The organism is Alkalimonas mucilaginosa, from assembly GCF_036327005.1.
Lineage (GTDB): Bacteria > Pseudomonadota > Gammaproteobacteria > Enterobacterales > Alteromonadaceae > Alkalimonas > Alkalimonas mucilaginosa.
Genome location: NZ_JAUGZK010000003.1, coordinates 272,756 through 286,679 on the forward strand (window position 1 = coordinate 272,756; position 13,924 = coordinate 286,679).

Here is a 13,924-nt window from a genome sequence, read left to right on the forward strand (position 1 = left end):
TGCGAGCTGAGCGGGCGTGTTTTCGATAGCGCCAGCTACACAACTTTAACGCTATGTTCACCAACTAATTCTTGTAAGACGTCTTTGTTTATCTTTGCAAGAAAAGCAAACTCTCTGAAGTTTGTACCTACGTTTGATTTGAAATCAATCAGAGTGCCAATAGGGCCAAGATTATAAGGCCTAATTTCAGCTAGAGATGCAAGTGCTAAGTGATCAGGGAAAAAGCCATAGCTATAAAGCGTCAGTTTTTCTTTGGAAAGAACAAAAACAGGCATAGTTAAAGCTTTGATAGTTAGCAGCCACAGTAAGCATCCTACGCCTGAGAGAAATAAAACTGTAAACGACTGTTCGATATTTAAAATAGAGAGTAGGAAATATTCCTTTTCCGCTCCCCAACGATTGCCTCGAGCATCTATATAAAAAGCAAAAGCATAGACGCCTAAAGGAACCGCAGGAACCAGCCAAATATGCAGGAAAATAGATTTAAAGAGAGAGATCTTTTCTGTTTTTCCATTTCGCCAGATTTTCACAAATCTTCCTTAAGTTGTATAGCACCTTGCTCACCAGAAAATCGGGAGCTTAGCGAGTAATTTTCCCGCATGCAGTAATTTGTTATTCATTTTTGCTGGATAGCTCTGGAAACTCTGCTGCAGCTACCAAAGCTGTAAACTCGTGCCTGAACTCATAGTCGCCCACATAGGCCTGGGCAATCGCACCCAACCACCTAATCTTGAATTGCATAGACTTGCCGATCCGCTCAAACCTGATCCGGTGTTTGCCGACCGCATCATGGCCAAGCAGGTAGATATGAAATGCAAGGTCATCCCAGTCCTTTATGGTTTCGGGGTTCGGATCAACTAGTACCTCAAGACCATCCAGCAGCTCCGGTGTGTATTCAGCGACGGTGCATACTCTAAATCCACCATCGTGCCAATAATTGGAAGACAGTGTGCATGAGTGATAATTACCCCAGACGATCGGGGCCGCCCAGTCTGATGTATAGTCGACATCCTCATCATCTTCTATATCGCGCTCCGCATAATAATCGGCTGATTTAAGATGCAGATCGAACCACACATCTTCACCCACCACTTTCGCCGACCATGAGAACGCTTTAATTGGATGGCCTTCTGGCCAGGGATTGTCCTTGAAGTAAATTCTGTCAGGTTCCATGTGTAAATCCTGTTGATGCCTAACATCTTACTGTTTTATCCAGCACGTTGTTCAGTGATAGCTAAACGCCTGTTGAACGGGCCGGTTCACTTCATTGTTGGTATCACTGATGCTAATGGAATTTGTTTTTTAAGGGAACAGCTTATTTACAGTTTTTTATGACTTAAGGGGCTGGCGCAACAAAAGCAGTACTCCACTTGCTGCTGGCAACTAGCGCGTTGCCATAACGGCTGCTCTAAAGCAGCAGTGCAGCTTATGCGGTGTTACCCGGCCTGGTGCAATTGCCACAACGAGCTACTAAAAGCCGCTTGCTGATAATGGCCCTGTTGTTGGTTGGGAGCTTGCAGCAGGCCTTTGTCGCGGGCAGTATCGAACAACTGGCACCAGTCCCCTGCTGGCAGTTGGATCGGTTGTTCCTTCTGGCCGGCATTGAACACAAAGAACAAGGTTTCGTCGGTGCGGGTGTTCTGAATGCTGAACAAACAGCAGGCCCGCTCCGGATCGTGCCAGTCGTGGCTTTGTTTTAGCTCACCGTCTGGCAAGTACCATTGCACCAGGTGTTTATCACCGTGCAATTGGTAGCGCTCATCCAGTAAAGACAATTGCTGCAAACAGGGGTAACGCTTACGCAGTGCCATCAGTTGCTGCACAAACTGCAGAAAGTCTTTTTGCTCCGTATCCAACTGCCAGTTCAGCCAACTAATGTCGTTGTCCTGACAATAGGCGTTGTTGTTGCCCCGCTGGCTATGGCTAAGCTCGTCCCCGCCCAGCCAGTGGATCATGCCCTGACTTAGCAGCAAGGTCGCTACCAGATTACGTTTGTGCTGGTAGCGTGCCGCTACCACCGCAGGATCCCGGCTCGGGCCTTCCACACCATGGTTGCAGCTGAGGTTATGACCATGACCGTCGCGGTTTTCTTCGCCATTCAGCCAATTGTGTTTTTGCTGGTAACTCACCAGATCCTGCAGGGTAAAACCATCGTGGTAACACAGATAATTCACGCTGCAGCTAGCCGGCATGCGGTGTTTTTGAAAAATATCGCGTGAACCAAGCAGCCGGGTAGTAAATTCAGCCAGGCTGCCTTTATCCCCGCGCCAAAAAGAACGGAAGCTGTCGCGGCATTTGTCATTCAACTCGGCCCAGTTGGCTGGAAACTGGCCTAAGTGATAGCCAAAAGGTCCAACATCCCAGGGCTCTGCAATTAGTTTGGCTTCACTAAGCACCGGATCCTGAGCAATGATTTGGAAAAAAGCAGCGTACGGGTTAAAGCGTTTGTGCTCACGTCCAAGGGTGACCGCCAAGTCAAAGCGAAAACCATCCACCTGCATTTCAGTAAGCCAGTACCGCAGAGCATCCATCACCAGCTTTTGTGTGACCGGGTGTGCCACATTCAGTGTGTTACCACAGCCGGTGAAATTGCAGTAACTCTGGTAGTCGGTAATATCTGCATGATTATGGAACAGGTAATACTGCCGGTTGGCCAGGCCTCGAAAGCTTAGCGCAGGCCCATCCTCCCCGGCTTCGGCACTGTGGTTAAACACCACATCCAGCAGAACCTCTATGCCATGCTGATGGAAAGTCCCCACCATGGTTTTAAATTCCAGCACAGCATCTTCCGACTGATAACGTGGATCCGGTGCAAAAAAATTCACCGGATTGTAGCCCCAGTAGTTGCTCAGTTGCATCTGCTCCAACCGGGGTTCACTCATAAAGCTGGCCACCGGCAGTAACTGGATGCTGGTGACACCAAGCGTCTTTAAGTGATTGATAATAGAAGGATGGCATAAGCCAAGATAGGTTCCGCGTAACTTTTCAGGCACCTCGGGGTGCTGCATGGTCATGCCTTTGACATGGGCTTCATAAATAATGCTTTGCTCAGCCGGTATCTGAGGCTTGGTTATGCCTTGCCAGTCAAACGGGCAGCTACTAAGGACTCCCTTGCTGATAAACAGGGGGCTCTTTTCCTGGTACAAGTGGGCCTGGAAACGCTGAGGCCGGTTTAACTGCTTGCAATAAGGATCAATCAGCAACCGGCTTGCATCAAAGCACAAACCTTGCTGCGGATTATTCTCGCCATCGACCGACAGCGCATACAAAGTGTTGTTGGCAATGCCATCGACCTGCAGGTGCCAGACTTCACCGGTACGCCCTGCAAATGGCAGTTCTGCAATAAGCTCCTCGGTATCCGGCTGAAACAGGCACAAACTAACCAGCTGCGCATCCGGTGCATAGACGGCAAAATTCCACAACTGCGGCCCAGTCTGGCTTGGGCCAAGCGGCTTTGCCTGGCCAACCGAGGTTTTTAACAGCGGTACCTGTAAGCCCATGTTCAGTTCCTGCACCGGATATACAAGGTAGACAATGGAGGCAAATCCAAGCTCAGACTGGCTGGCTGATTCTGATGCGGCAGGTTTTCAGCCAGCAGCGCAGCCCCAACATGGTAATTGCTGCCCCAGTAGTAGCTGCTGTCGGTATTGAGGATCACTTCATAGTCTCCAGCGGCAGCTACACCTAACCGATATTGGTTACGCGGTACCGGCGTAAAGTTACTGACCACGTAAATACGGGCCGCTGATGCATCCTGCCGGTAAAAGCTTAGCACTGAATGCGCTGCATCGTCGTGATCAAGCCAACCAAACCCCTGCTGCTCATAATCCAATTGATACAGTGGCGGACAACGCCGGTAACTCAGGTTCAAATCACGAAACAGCTGTTGAACACCACGGTGCTTGTCGTAATCAAGCAGGTGCCAATCCAGGCTGCGCTGATGGCTCCACTCTGCCGCCTGCGCAAACTCCATGCCCATAAAATGCAACTTTTTGCCCGGGTGTGCAAACATATAAGCAATGTAGGCTCGCAGGTTAGCCGCTTGCTGCCACTCATCGCCAGGCATTTTATGCAGCAAGCTGCCTTTGCCATGCACCACTTCATCGTGCGACAACGACAGCACAAAGTTTTCGTTGTAGTGATACACCATGGCAAAGGTCAGATCGTTATGGTGAAACTTACGATACGCCGGATCTTTGCTGATGTAACGCAGGCTGTCGTTCATCCAGCCCATGTTCCATTTAAAACCAAAACCAAGGCCGCCCTGGTCAACCGGCTTGGACACACCAGCAAAGGAAGTCGACTCTTCGGCAATGGTGATGGCCTTCGGGAAATGCCGGTAAACCTCGGTATTCAGCCATTGCAACAAACTGATGGCTTCGTAGTTGTGATTGCCCCCATCCACGTTGGGCACCCACTCTCCGGCCTTACGCGAGTAGTCCCAGTACAGCATGGAAGCCACAGCATCAACCCGCAAACCATCAATATGAAAATGCTCCAGCCAATACAGCGCACTGGCCACCAGAAAGTGCCGGACAGTGTCTTTGCCAAAATCATAAATGCAGGAATTCCAGTCCGGGTGCCAGCCCCGGCGTGGATCTTCATACTCATACAATGCTGTACCATCAAACCGGGCCAGGCCGTGGCCATCGTCCGGAAAGTGTGCCGGTACCCAGTCCAAAATAACCCCAATACCAGCCTGATGGCAGGCATCGACCAGTGCTTTAAAATCATCCGGGCTGCCAAAACGTGAGCTGGGTGCAAATAAACCAAGCGGTTGGTAGCCCCAGGAGCCATCAAAAGGATGCTCCATCACCGGCAACAACTCAATATGGGTATAACCCATATCCAGTAGATAAGGGATTAACTGCTCTTTCAGTTCCAGGTAACTTAACGGTTCGTTGTTCTCTTTGCGTCGCCAGGAACCTAAGTGCAGCTCGTACACACTCATCGCCGAACGGTACATCAGCTCGGCCTCACGTTGTTGCCAGGCCTGATCCTGCCACTGATAGCGACTGTGATCGTATACCTGAGAAGCGTGCGATGGGTATTGGTCGGCCAGAAAACCGACCGGATCTGCCTTGTGCGGCAGCAAATGTCCCTGACTGTCTTTGATTTCAAATTTATAGCGAACACCAGCCGCACTATCCGGCATCACTAACACCCAGTGCCCGCAGTCGGTTTTTTGCATCGGGTGGCAACGGCCATCCCAATCATTCATATCTCCAATCAGGCTGACACTGCTGGCATTGGGGGCATACACAGCAAAACGGGTTGCGTGGAGCTGGTGTTTTCCAACATCCAGTTGTATCAGTTGTGCCCCCAACTGCCGGTACAGGTTTTGCGGCTGGCTATGAACAAAATGTACCGCATGGTAGGCCTCGTCCTGAAACTGGTACGGATCGATGCAGCGGTACTGATGCTTGCCCCGAGTGACCAGCAACTGATAAGGCGTCGTTTTTCGTTTACGGGGCAATCGTAGTGTGAAAACACCCGCCACCGCAGGATCCGGCCGGCACACGCCAAGGGATTTTCCCGTGGTTAAATCCAGCACCTCGACCTGCTCTGCTTTCGGCAGAAAACAACGAACCAACCAGCCCTTTTGCTCCCCATTCACCAGATTGGGCTGCCAGCCCAGCAAAGAAAATGGTTGTGCACAGCTTACTGCTGCCAAGTCTTGCACTTGAGTCATCCTGCTTCCTTTTGCGTTATTCCTGTGGTTACCGGTACAGCCAATCGCAACGGGCCTGGCTAAGTTGCTGCATTAAAGCCAGCTGTTCTGGTTGCTGGCTTAACTGCTCGATTGTCTGACTAAGCTTGCGTCGCCAGTTCGGGTACTCATCACTGGTGCCTGGCACATTGACCGGTTGCGTCATATGCATCCAGTCTTCCAGTTGTAAAGACACCAACTGACTGTGTCCCTTCGCCAGATGCAACTGCAAGGCGTGGGCCAACACCGGCTCCATTCCAACCTGATCCACCTGCCTTGGATAGTCCTGCGGTAAAGCGCCATGGCCATGCAACGAATCCAGAATGCGCTGTTTATTGCGATGGCGCTGCTCAAACAATTGCTGCAACTGGGCTGCATCCGGATAAAGGCCTAACTGCTCGCCCAGCTTTAAATCATCGCAATGCCAAAAGCCGATTAAAGTCGGCAAATCATGCGTGCAAAGAGTAGCCATGGCCTGTAAAGGGTAATGCGCCGGTGAAATAAAACCGCCATCGGCGGCCTGTTCAAAGAAAAACACCCGGTACGAATAAACGCCATGCTGCTGCAATAAGTCGCGAATACCATCTGGCACTGTACCAAGATCCTCACCAATCACCACCACCTGGTTGCGCTGACTCTCCAACGCCAGTATGCCCAGCAAGTCCATAATGGGGTAATACAAATAGGCACCGCCTCTGGCATCAGCCGCGCTCTTGGGCACCCACCACAACCGCAGCAATGCCATCACATGATCAATGCGCAGTGCACCAGCATGTTGCATATTGCTGCGAAACAGATCAATCAGCGGCTGATAGCCCTGCTGAAACAATGACAGCGGCGACATCGGAGGTAAGCCCCAGTTTTGCCCTTGCGGTCCCAGCGGATCCGGCGGTGCACCAACGCTGGCATCGCGACAGTACAAAGCCGGATTAGCCCAAATTTCCATGGATGCTTCACTAACGCCTACCGCCAGATCACGATAGAGCCCCAGCAGCATGCCAGATGCTGTGGCCAATTGCTGCGCCGCAGCCAGTTGCTGTTCGGCACAAAACTGCAGGTAGCAGTAAAAGTCCAGATCAGCAGCATGGCTTTTGCTAAAGGCTTTTACGGTTGCAGAATCCGCAGCCTTGTACTTCTGCGGCCAGTTTGGCCAGCCCCAGTAACTGCTATCCATCGCATACAGGTGTGCATGCAAAGCATCGTACAAGGCCTGTTGCTGCAAGCTATCCCCACCAGCCTGCTTAAAGTTGGTAAAAGCAGCCTGCTGCTTCGCCGTAGCATGCTGCACAAACCATTGATACAAAGCACGCAGTGCAGGCAACTTTAACTGCATCACGCCAGTGTAATCCACCCAGTCCAGGCTACGCTGCAGCGCCAGTTGCTCCTGAAAAGCTGCTGACTTGACCCATTGCTGGCATTCGGTTGATTCCGTAAAACCAGGTATGGCGGTCACATCAAGGTAGATACAGTTCAGCCAACGCCTGGACGAAGGACTGTACGGACTGGCATGTTCCGGCATGGCCGGGTACAGAGCATGGATGGGGTTCAAACCAACGAAATCAGCACCCTGGCCTGCAAGTAACCGAATCAGTTGCTGCAAATCGCCAAAATCGCCAATGCCCCAGTTACGCTCTGAACGCAGGCCGTACAACTGCACACTGACGCCCCACTGTTTTTTTTCTGCAAATACCGCTGGCTGATAACAATGAGGCGGAGTGACGATCAAAGACTGCTCGCACTTCAGTGCAGCCGGGCTGGTCACCCGCAAGCGGTGATAACCAGGCTTGAGGTGAGGTACAATCGCATGCTGGTAAAGCTGGTACTCGTGCTCATCCTGCTGATACACCTGCAACAGCTCACCATCTACCGGGGTTAGCGTAAAGCGATGCTGCTTCCCATCTTCAGTGATCAGGTTCAGTTTCAGAGGCTCGTTTGCCAGCGCCAGGGGTACGCGAAGCTCCAGATGCAACGGTTGATCTTGCTGCTGCACCGACACCGGCAATAGCAATTGTTGCCATAACGCCTGCTCCTGTTGCTGCAGACTAGCAGCCAGCCCCGCCTCATCACGGGTGTCAAAACCCTGCGCAGCCAGCAAGGCTAACAAGCTTTGTTCACTCACCTGCTGTGGCTGACCGTAAGCATCGGTGTAACTGGCTTCAATACCAGCAAACTGCAAAGCCTGTTGCATAAGCACTGTATTCATGGCGTCCTTCCTGCTGAGTTTTTATTTGCTATGCTGAGATTACCTTGAACCCGGGCGATTTGCGTTATTTAATTACAAGAATTCGTATGCAATTGCATTTATCGCTTGAAAATTTCGCCAAACAATGTAATTTTACTACAAAATAACGTTTAACCAAGGGGTGCTTATGACCATTCGTGTTGCTATCAACGGCTTTGGCCGTATCGGCCGTAATATTTTACGGGCTTTGTATGAAACGAATAAGTCGTACGACATAAAAATTGTCGCAATCAACGATTTGGGCGATGCCGCCATCAATGCGCACTTGCTGAAGTATGACACAGCTCATGGCATTTTTCAGGCCCAGGTCGAGCATTCAGACCGTGCCATCTATGTCAATCAGGATGAAATCCTGACGTTAAGCGAGCGTAACCCAGCCAAACTTCCCTGGCAAGAACTGCAGGTCGATGTGGTGCTGGAGTGTACCGGCCTCTTTACCGATCGCAACAGTGCAGGTGCGCACCTTGAAGCCGGCGCCAAAAAAGTCATTATTTCAGCACCAGCTAAGAATGTGGATGCAACCATTGTCTATGGTGTAAACCATAACATCATCACTCCGGATATGACCATTATCTCCAACGCTTCGTGCACCACCAACTGTTTGGCTCCTATTGCCAAGCCACTAAACGATGCATTGGGCATTGAATCCGGCCTGATGACCACTATCCATGCCTACACCAACGATCAGCGACTGAGCGATGTTTACCATACCGATGTTCGGCGGGCCCGTGCTGCGGCCATGTCGATGATCCCAACCAAAACCGGTGCAGCTGCCGCTGTTGGTCTGGTGGTGCCTGAACTGCAAGGTAAGTTCGATGGTCTGGCGGTACGGGTACCAACCCTGAACGTCTCACTGGTCGATTTAACTTTTATTGCCGGTCGTCAAACCTCAGTGGACGAAGTCAATGACATCATTCGGCAAGCGGCTGCAACCTCACCGCTGAATGAAGCCCTGGCCGTGAACGACTTACCGCTGGTATCGGTAGATTTCAATCACAACCCGATGTCATCCATTTTTGATGCCAGCGAAACCCGTGTCAATGGCCGGCTGGTCAAAGTCATGTCCTGGTACGACAACGAATGGGGTTTTAGCAACCGTATGCTGGACAATACTGTACAGATGATGAAATAACAGGCCGCGCCGCCCTATGCTAAGCAGTATCCGGCAACAGACTGGTTTTGCCCACCTGCACGACCTGCCGTGCTGGCTGCTGCACTGCGGGCCAGCCCGTGCCGTGATCAGCAGCTACGGTGCGCAGGTTTTATCCTACCAACCCAGTGCCGGAGACGAACTGCTCTGGCTCTCTGAACAGGCTGGCTGGAACAACCAGGCCATTCGTGGGGGCATCCCTATCTGCTGGCCCTGGTTTGGGCCAGCACAACCGGAGCATATCCCTGAGGCAAACCAGCATCCCAGCCATGGATTAGCCCGAACCCGTCATTGGCAGTTGCTGCAACAGCAATGCACCGCCACCGAAGCCATACTGCATTTACACTGTCTGTTTGACCGTTTACCGCAGCAAGCGGCAGCTACCGAACTGCAACTTGAACTGCGTTTAACCAGCCAGGCGCTACAACTGACATTGCGCTGTGCACAAGCCTTGCCCCAACAAGCGGCTTTGCATAGCTATTTTCGGATCCATCAGCCCGGGCAACTGAAAGTCCACGGCCTTGGAAGACCATATCTGGATAAAGTACAGCAGCGACCTGGCAACGATGGCCTGCAAGGTGCCCAGCTTTACGGTGAAACCGATCGTATTTATCAGCAGCCAACGGACAAATTACTCCTTCAAGATGGCGAAGTAGCTGTTAGTCTGCAGCAGGCAGGCCATGACAGCTCGGTGTTATGGAATCCTGGCCCGGTTAAAAGTAAGCAACTGAGTGATGTAGCAGATGATGGTTATCAGCAGTTTGTTTGTGTGGAAACCGCCAGACTCCATTGGCAAGCGGTTCCCCTGCACTTAGTCCAGCGCATCTCCCGCCGCTAACTTAACGCCAACTGCTTTGAAAGGTTTGATGAATCAGCACCTCACGGCCATCCTGATAGCGTATCTTAACCATCAATCGCCACCGCATGTTCGGATCGGTGCAGGCGCCTAATAGAAACTCCGCCTGCCACAAATTATCAGTCAGCGGATCAAAGCGAACAGGTACCCGTCCCATATACATCGAATCACCAGTCACCTCCGCACTGATGTCAGCTATAGCTGCCAAAGCCTGCAGTTGCATAGTTAACAAAGACTCCACCGGAACAGTTGCAGGGCTTATCGTCAGGCGCTCGGCTGTGCTATCATAGAGCAAAAGCTCGGATTGATCAGTGTGTTGCGAAGGCTGGCACCCCAGTTGACAAGACAACAGAAACAGCAAAGACACCCATCGAAGCTGTCTGGCTTTGAGCATAAGTGAATCAAACCTTTTAATCCTGACAAGACGAACAATTCTACATGGAATACAGCAAAATGGGCAAAGACAACCTACACTTGTTTACTTAGTAAACAAGGACTTTGTTCTAAATCATAAAACCCGCGGATTCAACTATCTTTTAGAAAGTGAACACTTTATCATCCGCAACCAGAATAGCCCAGAGTGGGTACAGTACAGTGAGGTACGTACCGGCTTGGGGTGATAAAAAAAGGGCCACTTCCCGCAAGTGGATAATTTGTAACCAGCGAAACTGCAGTGGAACTCGATATGAGCCAGACTAAATCGTTAGAAGTTGACTACAACTATAGCGTTGTCCGTCTCTTTACCCTCGCTACCATTCTTTGGGGTATTGTGGGTATGGGGATAGGTGTACTGATTGCAGCCCAATTGTATTGGCCTGCCCTGAACTTTGACATTCCATGGCTGACCTACAGCCGCCTCCGTCCCCTTCATACCAATGCAGTCATTTTTGCGTTTGGTACCAGTGCCTTAATGGGAACGGCTTACTACATCGTTCAACGTACCTGTCAGGTCCGCCTTTTTGCGGAAAAGCTGGCGATGTTCACTTTCTGGGGCTGGCAAACAGTGATTTTACTGGCGGCCATTACGCTACCGCTTGGTATTACCCAATCCAAAGAATACGCTGAGCTGGAATGGCCTATTGATATTCTGATTACCGTAGTCTGGGTTGCCTTTGCTGTGGTGTTCTTTGGTACGCTGGTAAAGCGTAAAACCAGCCACATTTATGTCGCTAACTGGTTTTATGGTGCTTTCATTATTACGGTAGCAGCCCTGCACCTGGTTAATAACATGGTGATACCACTGAACCTGGTGAAGTCTTACTCGATTTATGCGGGTGCTGTCGATGCCATGATCCAGTGGTGGTATGGCCACAACGCCGTAGGCTTCCTGCTGACTGCTGGTTTCTTAGGCATGATGTACTACTTTGTGCCCAAGCAAGCAGGCCGTCCGGTTTATTCCTACCGCTTATCGATTGTACACTTCTGGGCACTGATTGCTCTGTACATCTGGGCCGGTCCGCACCATTTGCATTACACAGCCCTGCCAGACTGGACCCAGTCATTGGGTATGGTAATGTCAGTAATCCTGTTCGTGCCGAGCTGGGGTGGTATGATCAACGGCATTATGACGCTGTCTGGTGCCTGGCATAAGCTGAAAACCGATCCTATCCTACGCTTCCTGATCGTTTCTCTGTCCTTCTATGGCATGTCCACTTTTGAAGGCCCAATGATGGCGATCAAATCAGTAAATGCTCTGTCGCACTACACCGACTGGACCGTAGGTCACGTGCACTCAGGTGCTCTTGGCTGGGTTGCGATGATTACCATTGGTGCCACCTATTACCTGATCCCTACGCTGTTTAATCAGGGCCGTATGTACAGCATTAAGCTGGTAAACACCCATTTTTGGCTGCATACCATTGGTGTCGTACTCTACATTGTGGCCATGTGGATCTCCGGTATTATGCAAGGCATGATGTGGCGCGCGGTCAACACCGATGGCACCCTGACCTACAGCTTTGTAGAAAGTGTCGAAGCCTCTATGCCGTTCTATCTGATGCGCTTTATTGGTGGTGTGTTCGTGCTGGTTGGGATGTTTGTGATGGCTTACAACGCTTACAAAACCCTGCGTGCAGAGAACCACTCTCTGAAGCCTGTTGCTGAAGCCATGGCGTAAGGAGCAAGCAATGTCGAATAAAAATCATCACGAAAAAATTGAAAAAAGCGTTGGCTTGCTGGGTATTTTCACCATCATTGCCATTAGCTTTGGCACCATGGTACAAATCACGCCGCTGATGTACTTAGAAGAAACCACCACTCCGGTCCATGGCTTACGCCCTTATACTGCACTGGAGATGGAAGGCCGTGATATCTATATCCGTGAAGGCTGTAATAACTGCCATAGCCAGATGATCCGTCCGTTCCGCTCAGAGGTAGAGCGTTATGGTCATTACTCAGTCGCTGGTGAGCATGTGTGGGAACACCCTCACTTGTGGGGTTCGAAGCGGACCGGGCCTGATCTGGCACGTGTTGGCGAACGCTACAGCGACGATTGGCACTATGCGCATATGATGGATCCACGCTCTGTAGTACCGCAATCCAATATGCCGGCGTATCCCTGGTTAGCAGAGCGGGTGTTGGATGGTCGCTACACAGCCCGTAAGCTGGAAATCTTCCGTAACCTGGGCGTGCCCTACACCGACGAAGACATCGCTGGTGCGGCAAAAGCCGTTCAAGGTAAAACCGAAATGGATGCTCTGATTGCTTATCTGCAATCGCTGGGCACACACTTGAAGTGATTACGATGGAATTTGCAACCTTACACAGCATATTAACCGTCATTTTATTTGTAGGTTTTGTCGGCCTGATTATCTGGGCCTACGGCAAAGGTCGGAAAAAAGACTTCGACGAAGCGGCGAACCTGGTGTTCGACGACGAGCCTGAGCAGATAAAGCCTAAACAAAAACAAAAACAGGAGTCCGATCATGAGTAGCTTCTGGAGCGCTTGGATCATAATTTTCACCCTGGTGGTTTTGGTTGGTTGTTTCGTATTGCTGACCTGGAACCTGAAGAACTATGTTGGTGTTTCCGAAGATGAAACCACCGGCCACGAGCACGATGGCATCTCGGAACTGAACAACCCACTGCCAAAGTGGTGGACCTACATGTTCTATATCACCATAGCCTGGTCACTGTTGTACCTGGCGGCCTACCCAGGCCTTGGCAATTACAAAGGTTTTTTAAACTGGACCAGTTCCAATCAGGGTATTTTGTCGCTGGAACAGTCTGAGCAAGCAGTTATCGCGGCGCGTGAAGCCGGCATGAATGTGCAGCTGGATCGGGAAGTTGCCCGGGCTGATGAAGTCTATGGCCCGGTGTTTCGGCAATTTGCTGAACGTGATGTACTGGATCTGGCCTACGATCCGGAAGCCTTACGTATCGGCCAACGCTTGTTCTTGCAAAACTGTGCGCAGTGCCATGGCTCAGATGCCCGTGGTCAGCGTGGCTTTCCAAACCTGACCAACAATGACTGGTTGTGGGGTGGTACGCCAGAGAAAATCAAAGAAACGCTGTTGTATGGCCGTAAAGCTGCCATGCCAGGTTTCAAAGATGCACTGGGTGAGCAAGGTATCCGTGAAATGACGGCTTATGTACTGAGCTTATCTGGCCGTACCGTCAATCAACGAGATGCCGAAGCAGGCCAGGCCAAGTTTGCTATGTGTGCAGCCTGCCACGGCAATGACGGTAAAGGCAGTGTGGCCCACAATTTACCTTTTGGTGCCCCGAACCTGACCAACAACATCTGGTTGTACGGTGGCTCTGCTGCCGATATCACCGAAACCTTGACGCAGGGACGCTTTGGCGAAATGCCAGCCTTCCGTCACACTCTGGGCGAAGATAAGGTGCATATTCTAACCGCTTATGTCTACCGCTTATCCAACCCCGAGCCAAAACAAGACTGATCCCCTGGCTGGATTAAGATAGAATAAACCCCGGCTTCGGGGTTTATTTTTACGAGGAACGCTT

The 13,924-nt window shown here is 50.9% G+C and carries 12 protein-coding genes; 6 read left to right on the forward strand and 6 right to left on the reverse strand.

Annotated elements, in window-relative coordinates:
* Window positions 1-35: 35 nt before the first annotated feature.
* The 5 genes from QWF21_RS05685 to malQ form a co-directional block, all read right to left on the reverse strand.
* Window positions 36-530, reverse strand: coding sequence for a hypothetical protein (locus QWF21_RS05685; protein ID WP_330087081.1), 495 nt, complete (start codon window positions 528-530; stop codon window positions 36-38).
* 82 nt (window positions 531-612) lie between these two features.
* On the reverse strand, window positions 613-1,173 hold the full coding sequence (locus QWF21_RS05690) for a hypothetical protein (protein ID WP_330087082.1): 561 nt from the start codon (window positions 1,171-1,173) through the stop codon (window positions 613-615).
* Window positions 1,174-1,436: 263 nt separating this feature from the next.
* On the reverse strand, window positions 1,437-3,500 hold the full coding sequence (gene glgX, locus QWF21_RS05695) for a glycogen debranching protein GlgX (protein WP_330087083.1): 2,064 nt from the start codon (window positions 3,498-3,500) through the stop codon (window positions 1,437-1,439).
* A gap of 2 nt (window positions 3,501-3,502) precedes the next feature.
* On the reverse strand, window positions 3,503-5,692 hold the full coding sequence (glgB, locus tag QWF21_RS05700; RefSeq protein ID WP_330087084.1) for a 1,4-alpha-glucan branching protein GlgB: 2,190 nt from the start codon (window positions 5,690-5,692) through the stop codon (window positions 3,503-3,505).
* A gap of 28 nt (window positions 5,693-5,720) precedes the next feature.
* Window positions 5,721-7,913, reverse strand: coding sequence for a 4-alpha-glucanotransferase (gene malQ, locus QWF21_RS05705; RefSeq protein ID WP_330087085.1), 2,193 nt, complete (start codon window positions 7,911-7,913; stop codon window positions 5,721-5,723).
* A gap of 166 nt (window positions 7,914-8,079) precedes the next feature.
* Between malQ and gap the strand changes: the two genes are divergently transcribed.
* Both gap and QWF21_RS05715 read left to right on the forward strand, forming a co-directional pair.
* Window positions 8,080-9,084, forward strand: coding sequence for a type I glyceraldehyde-3-phosphate dehydrogenase (gene gap / locus QWF21_RS05710; protein WP_330087086.1), 1,005 nt, complete (start codon window positions 8,080-8,082; stop codon window positions 9,082-9,084).
* Between the two features lie 16 nt (window positions 9,085-9,100).
* Window positions 9,101-9,940: a D-hexose-6-phosphate mutarotase gene (locus QWF21_RS05715; RefSeq protein ID WP_330087087.1), complete on the forward strand. Its 840-nt coding sequence runs from the start codon at window positions 9,101-9,103 to the stop codon at window positions 9,938-9,940.
* 1 nt (window position 9,941) lies between these two features.
* Here the strand turns inward: QWF21_RS05715 and QWF21_RS05720 are convergent, their stop codons facing one another.
* On the reverse strand, window positions 9,942-10,352 hold the full coding sequence (locus tag QWF21_RS05720) for a hypothetical protein (RefSeq protein WP_330087088.1): 411 nt from the start codon (window positions 10,350-10,352) through the stop codon (window positions 9,942-9,944).
* A 291-nt stretch (window positions 10,353-10,643) separates the two neighbouring features.
* Between QWF21_RS05720 and ccoN the strand changes: the two genes are divergently transcribed.
* From ccoN to ccoP, 4 genes are read left to right on the forward strand one after another with little or no spacing between them, the layout of a single operon-like run.
* Window positions 10,644-12,074, forward strand: a complete 1,431-nt coding sequence (ccoN, locus tag QWF21_RS05725) for a cytochrome-c oxidase, cbb3-type subunit I (RefSeq protein WP_330087089.1) — start codon at window positions 10,644-10,646, stop codon at window positions 12,072-12,074.
* A gap of 10 nt (window positions 12,075-12,084) precedes the next feature.
* Window positions 12,085-12,696 (forward strand): cytochrome-c oxidase, cbb3-type subunit II, encoded by a 612-nt coding sequence (gene ccoO, locus QWF21_RS05730; RefSeq protein WP_330087090.1) that lies wholly within the window; start codon window positions 12,085-12,087, stop codon window positions 12,694-12,696.
* Window positions 12,697-12,701: 5 nt separating this feature from the next.
* A complete protein-coding gene (locus QWF21_RS05735; RefSeq protein ID WP_330087091.1) occupies window positions 12,702-12,890 on the forward strand; it encodes a cbb3-type cytochrome oxidase subunit 3 in 189 nt (62 codons plus the stop codon).
* Window positions 12,883-13,860 carry a cytochrome-c oxidase, cbb3-type subunit III gene (ccoP, locus tag QWF21_RS05740; protein ID WP_330087092.1) on the forward strand — a complete coding sequence of 326 codons (978 nt, stop codon included), beginning with the start codon at window positions 12,883-12,885 and terminating at the stop codon, window positions 13,858-13,860. The genes QWF21_RS05735 and ccoP overlap by 8 nt, the downstream gene beginning before the upstream one ends.
* The last annotated feature ends 64 nt before the right edge of the window (window positions 13,861-13,924 follow it).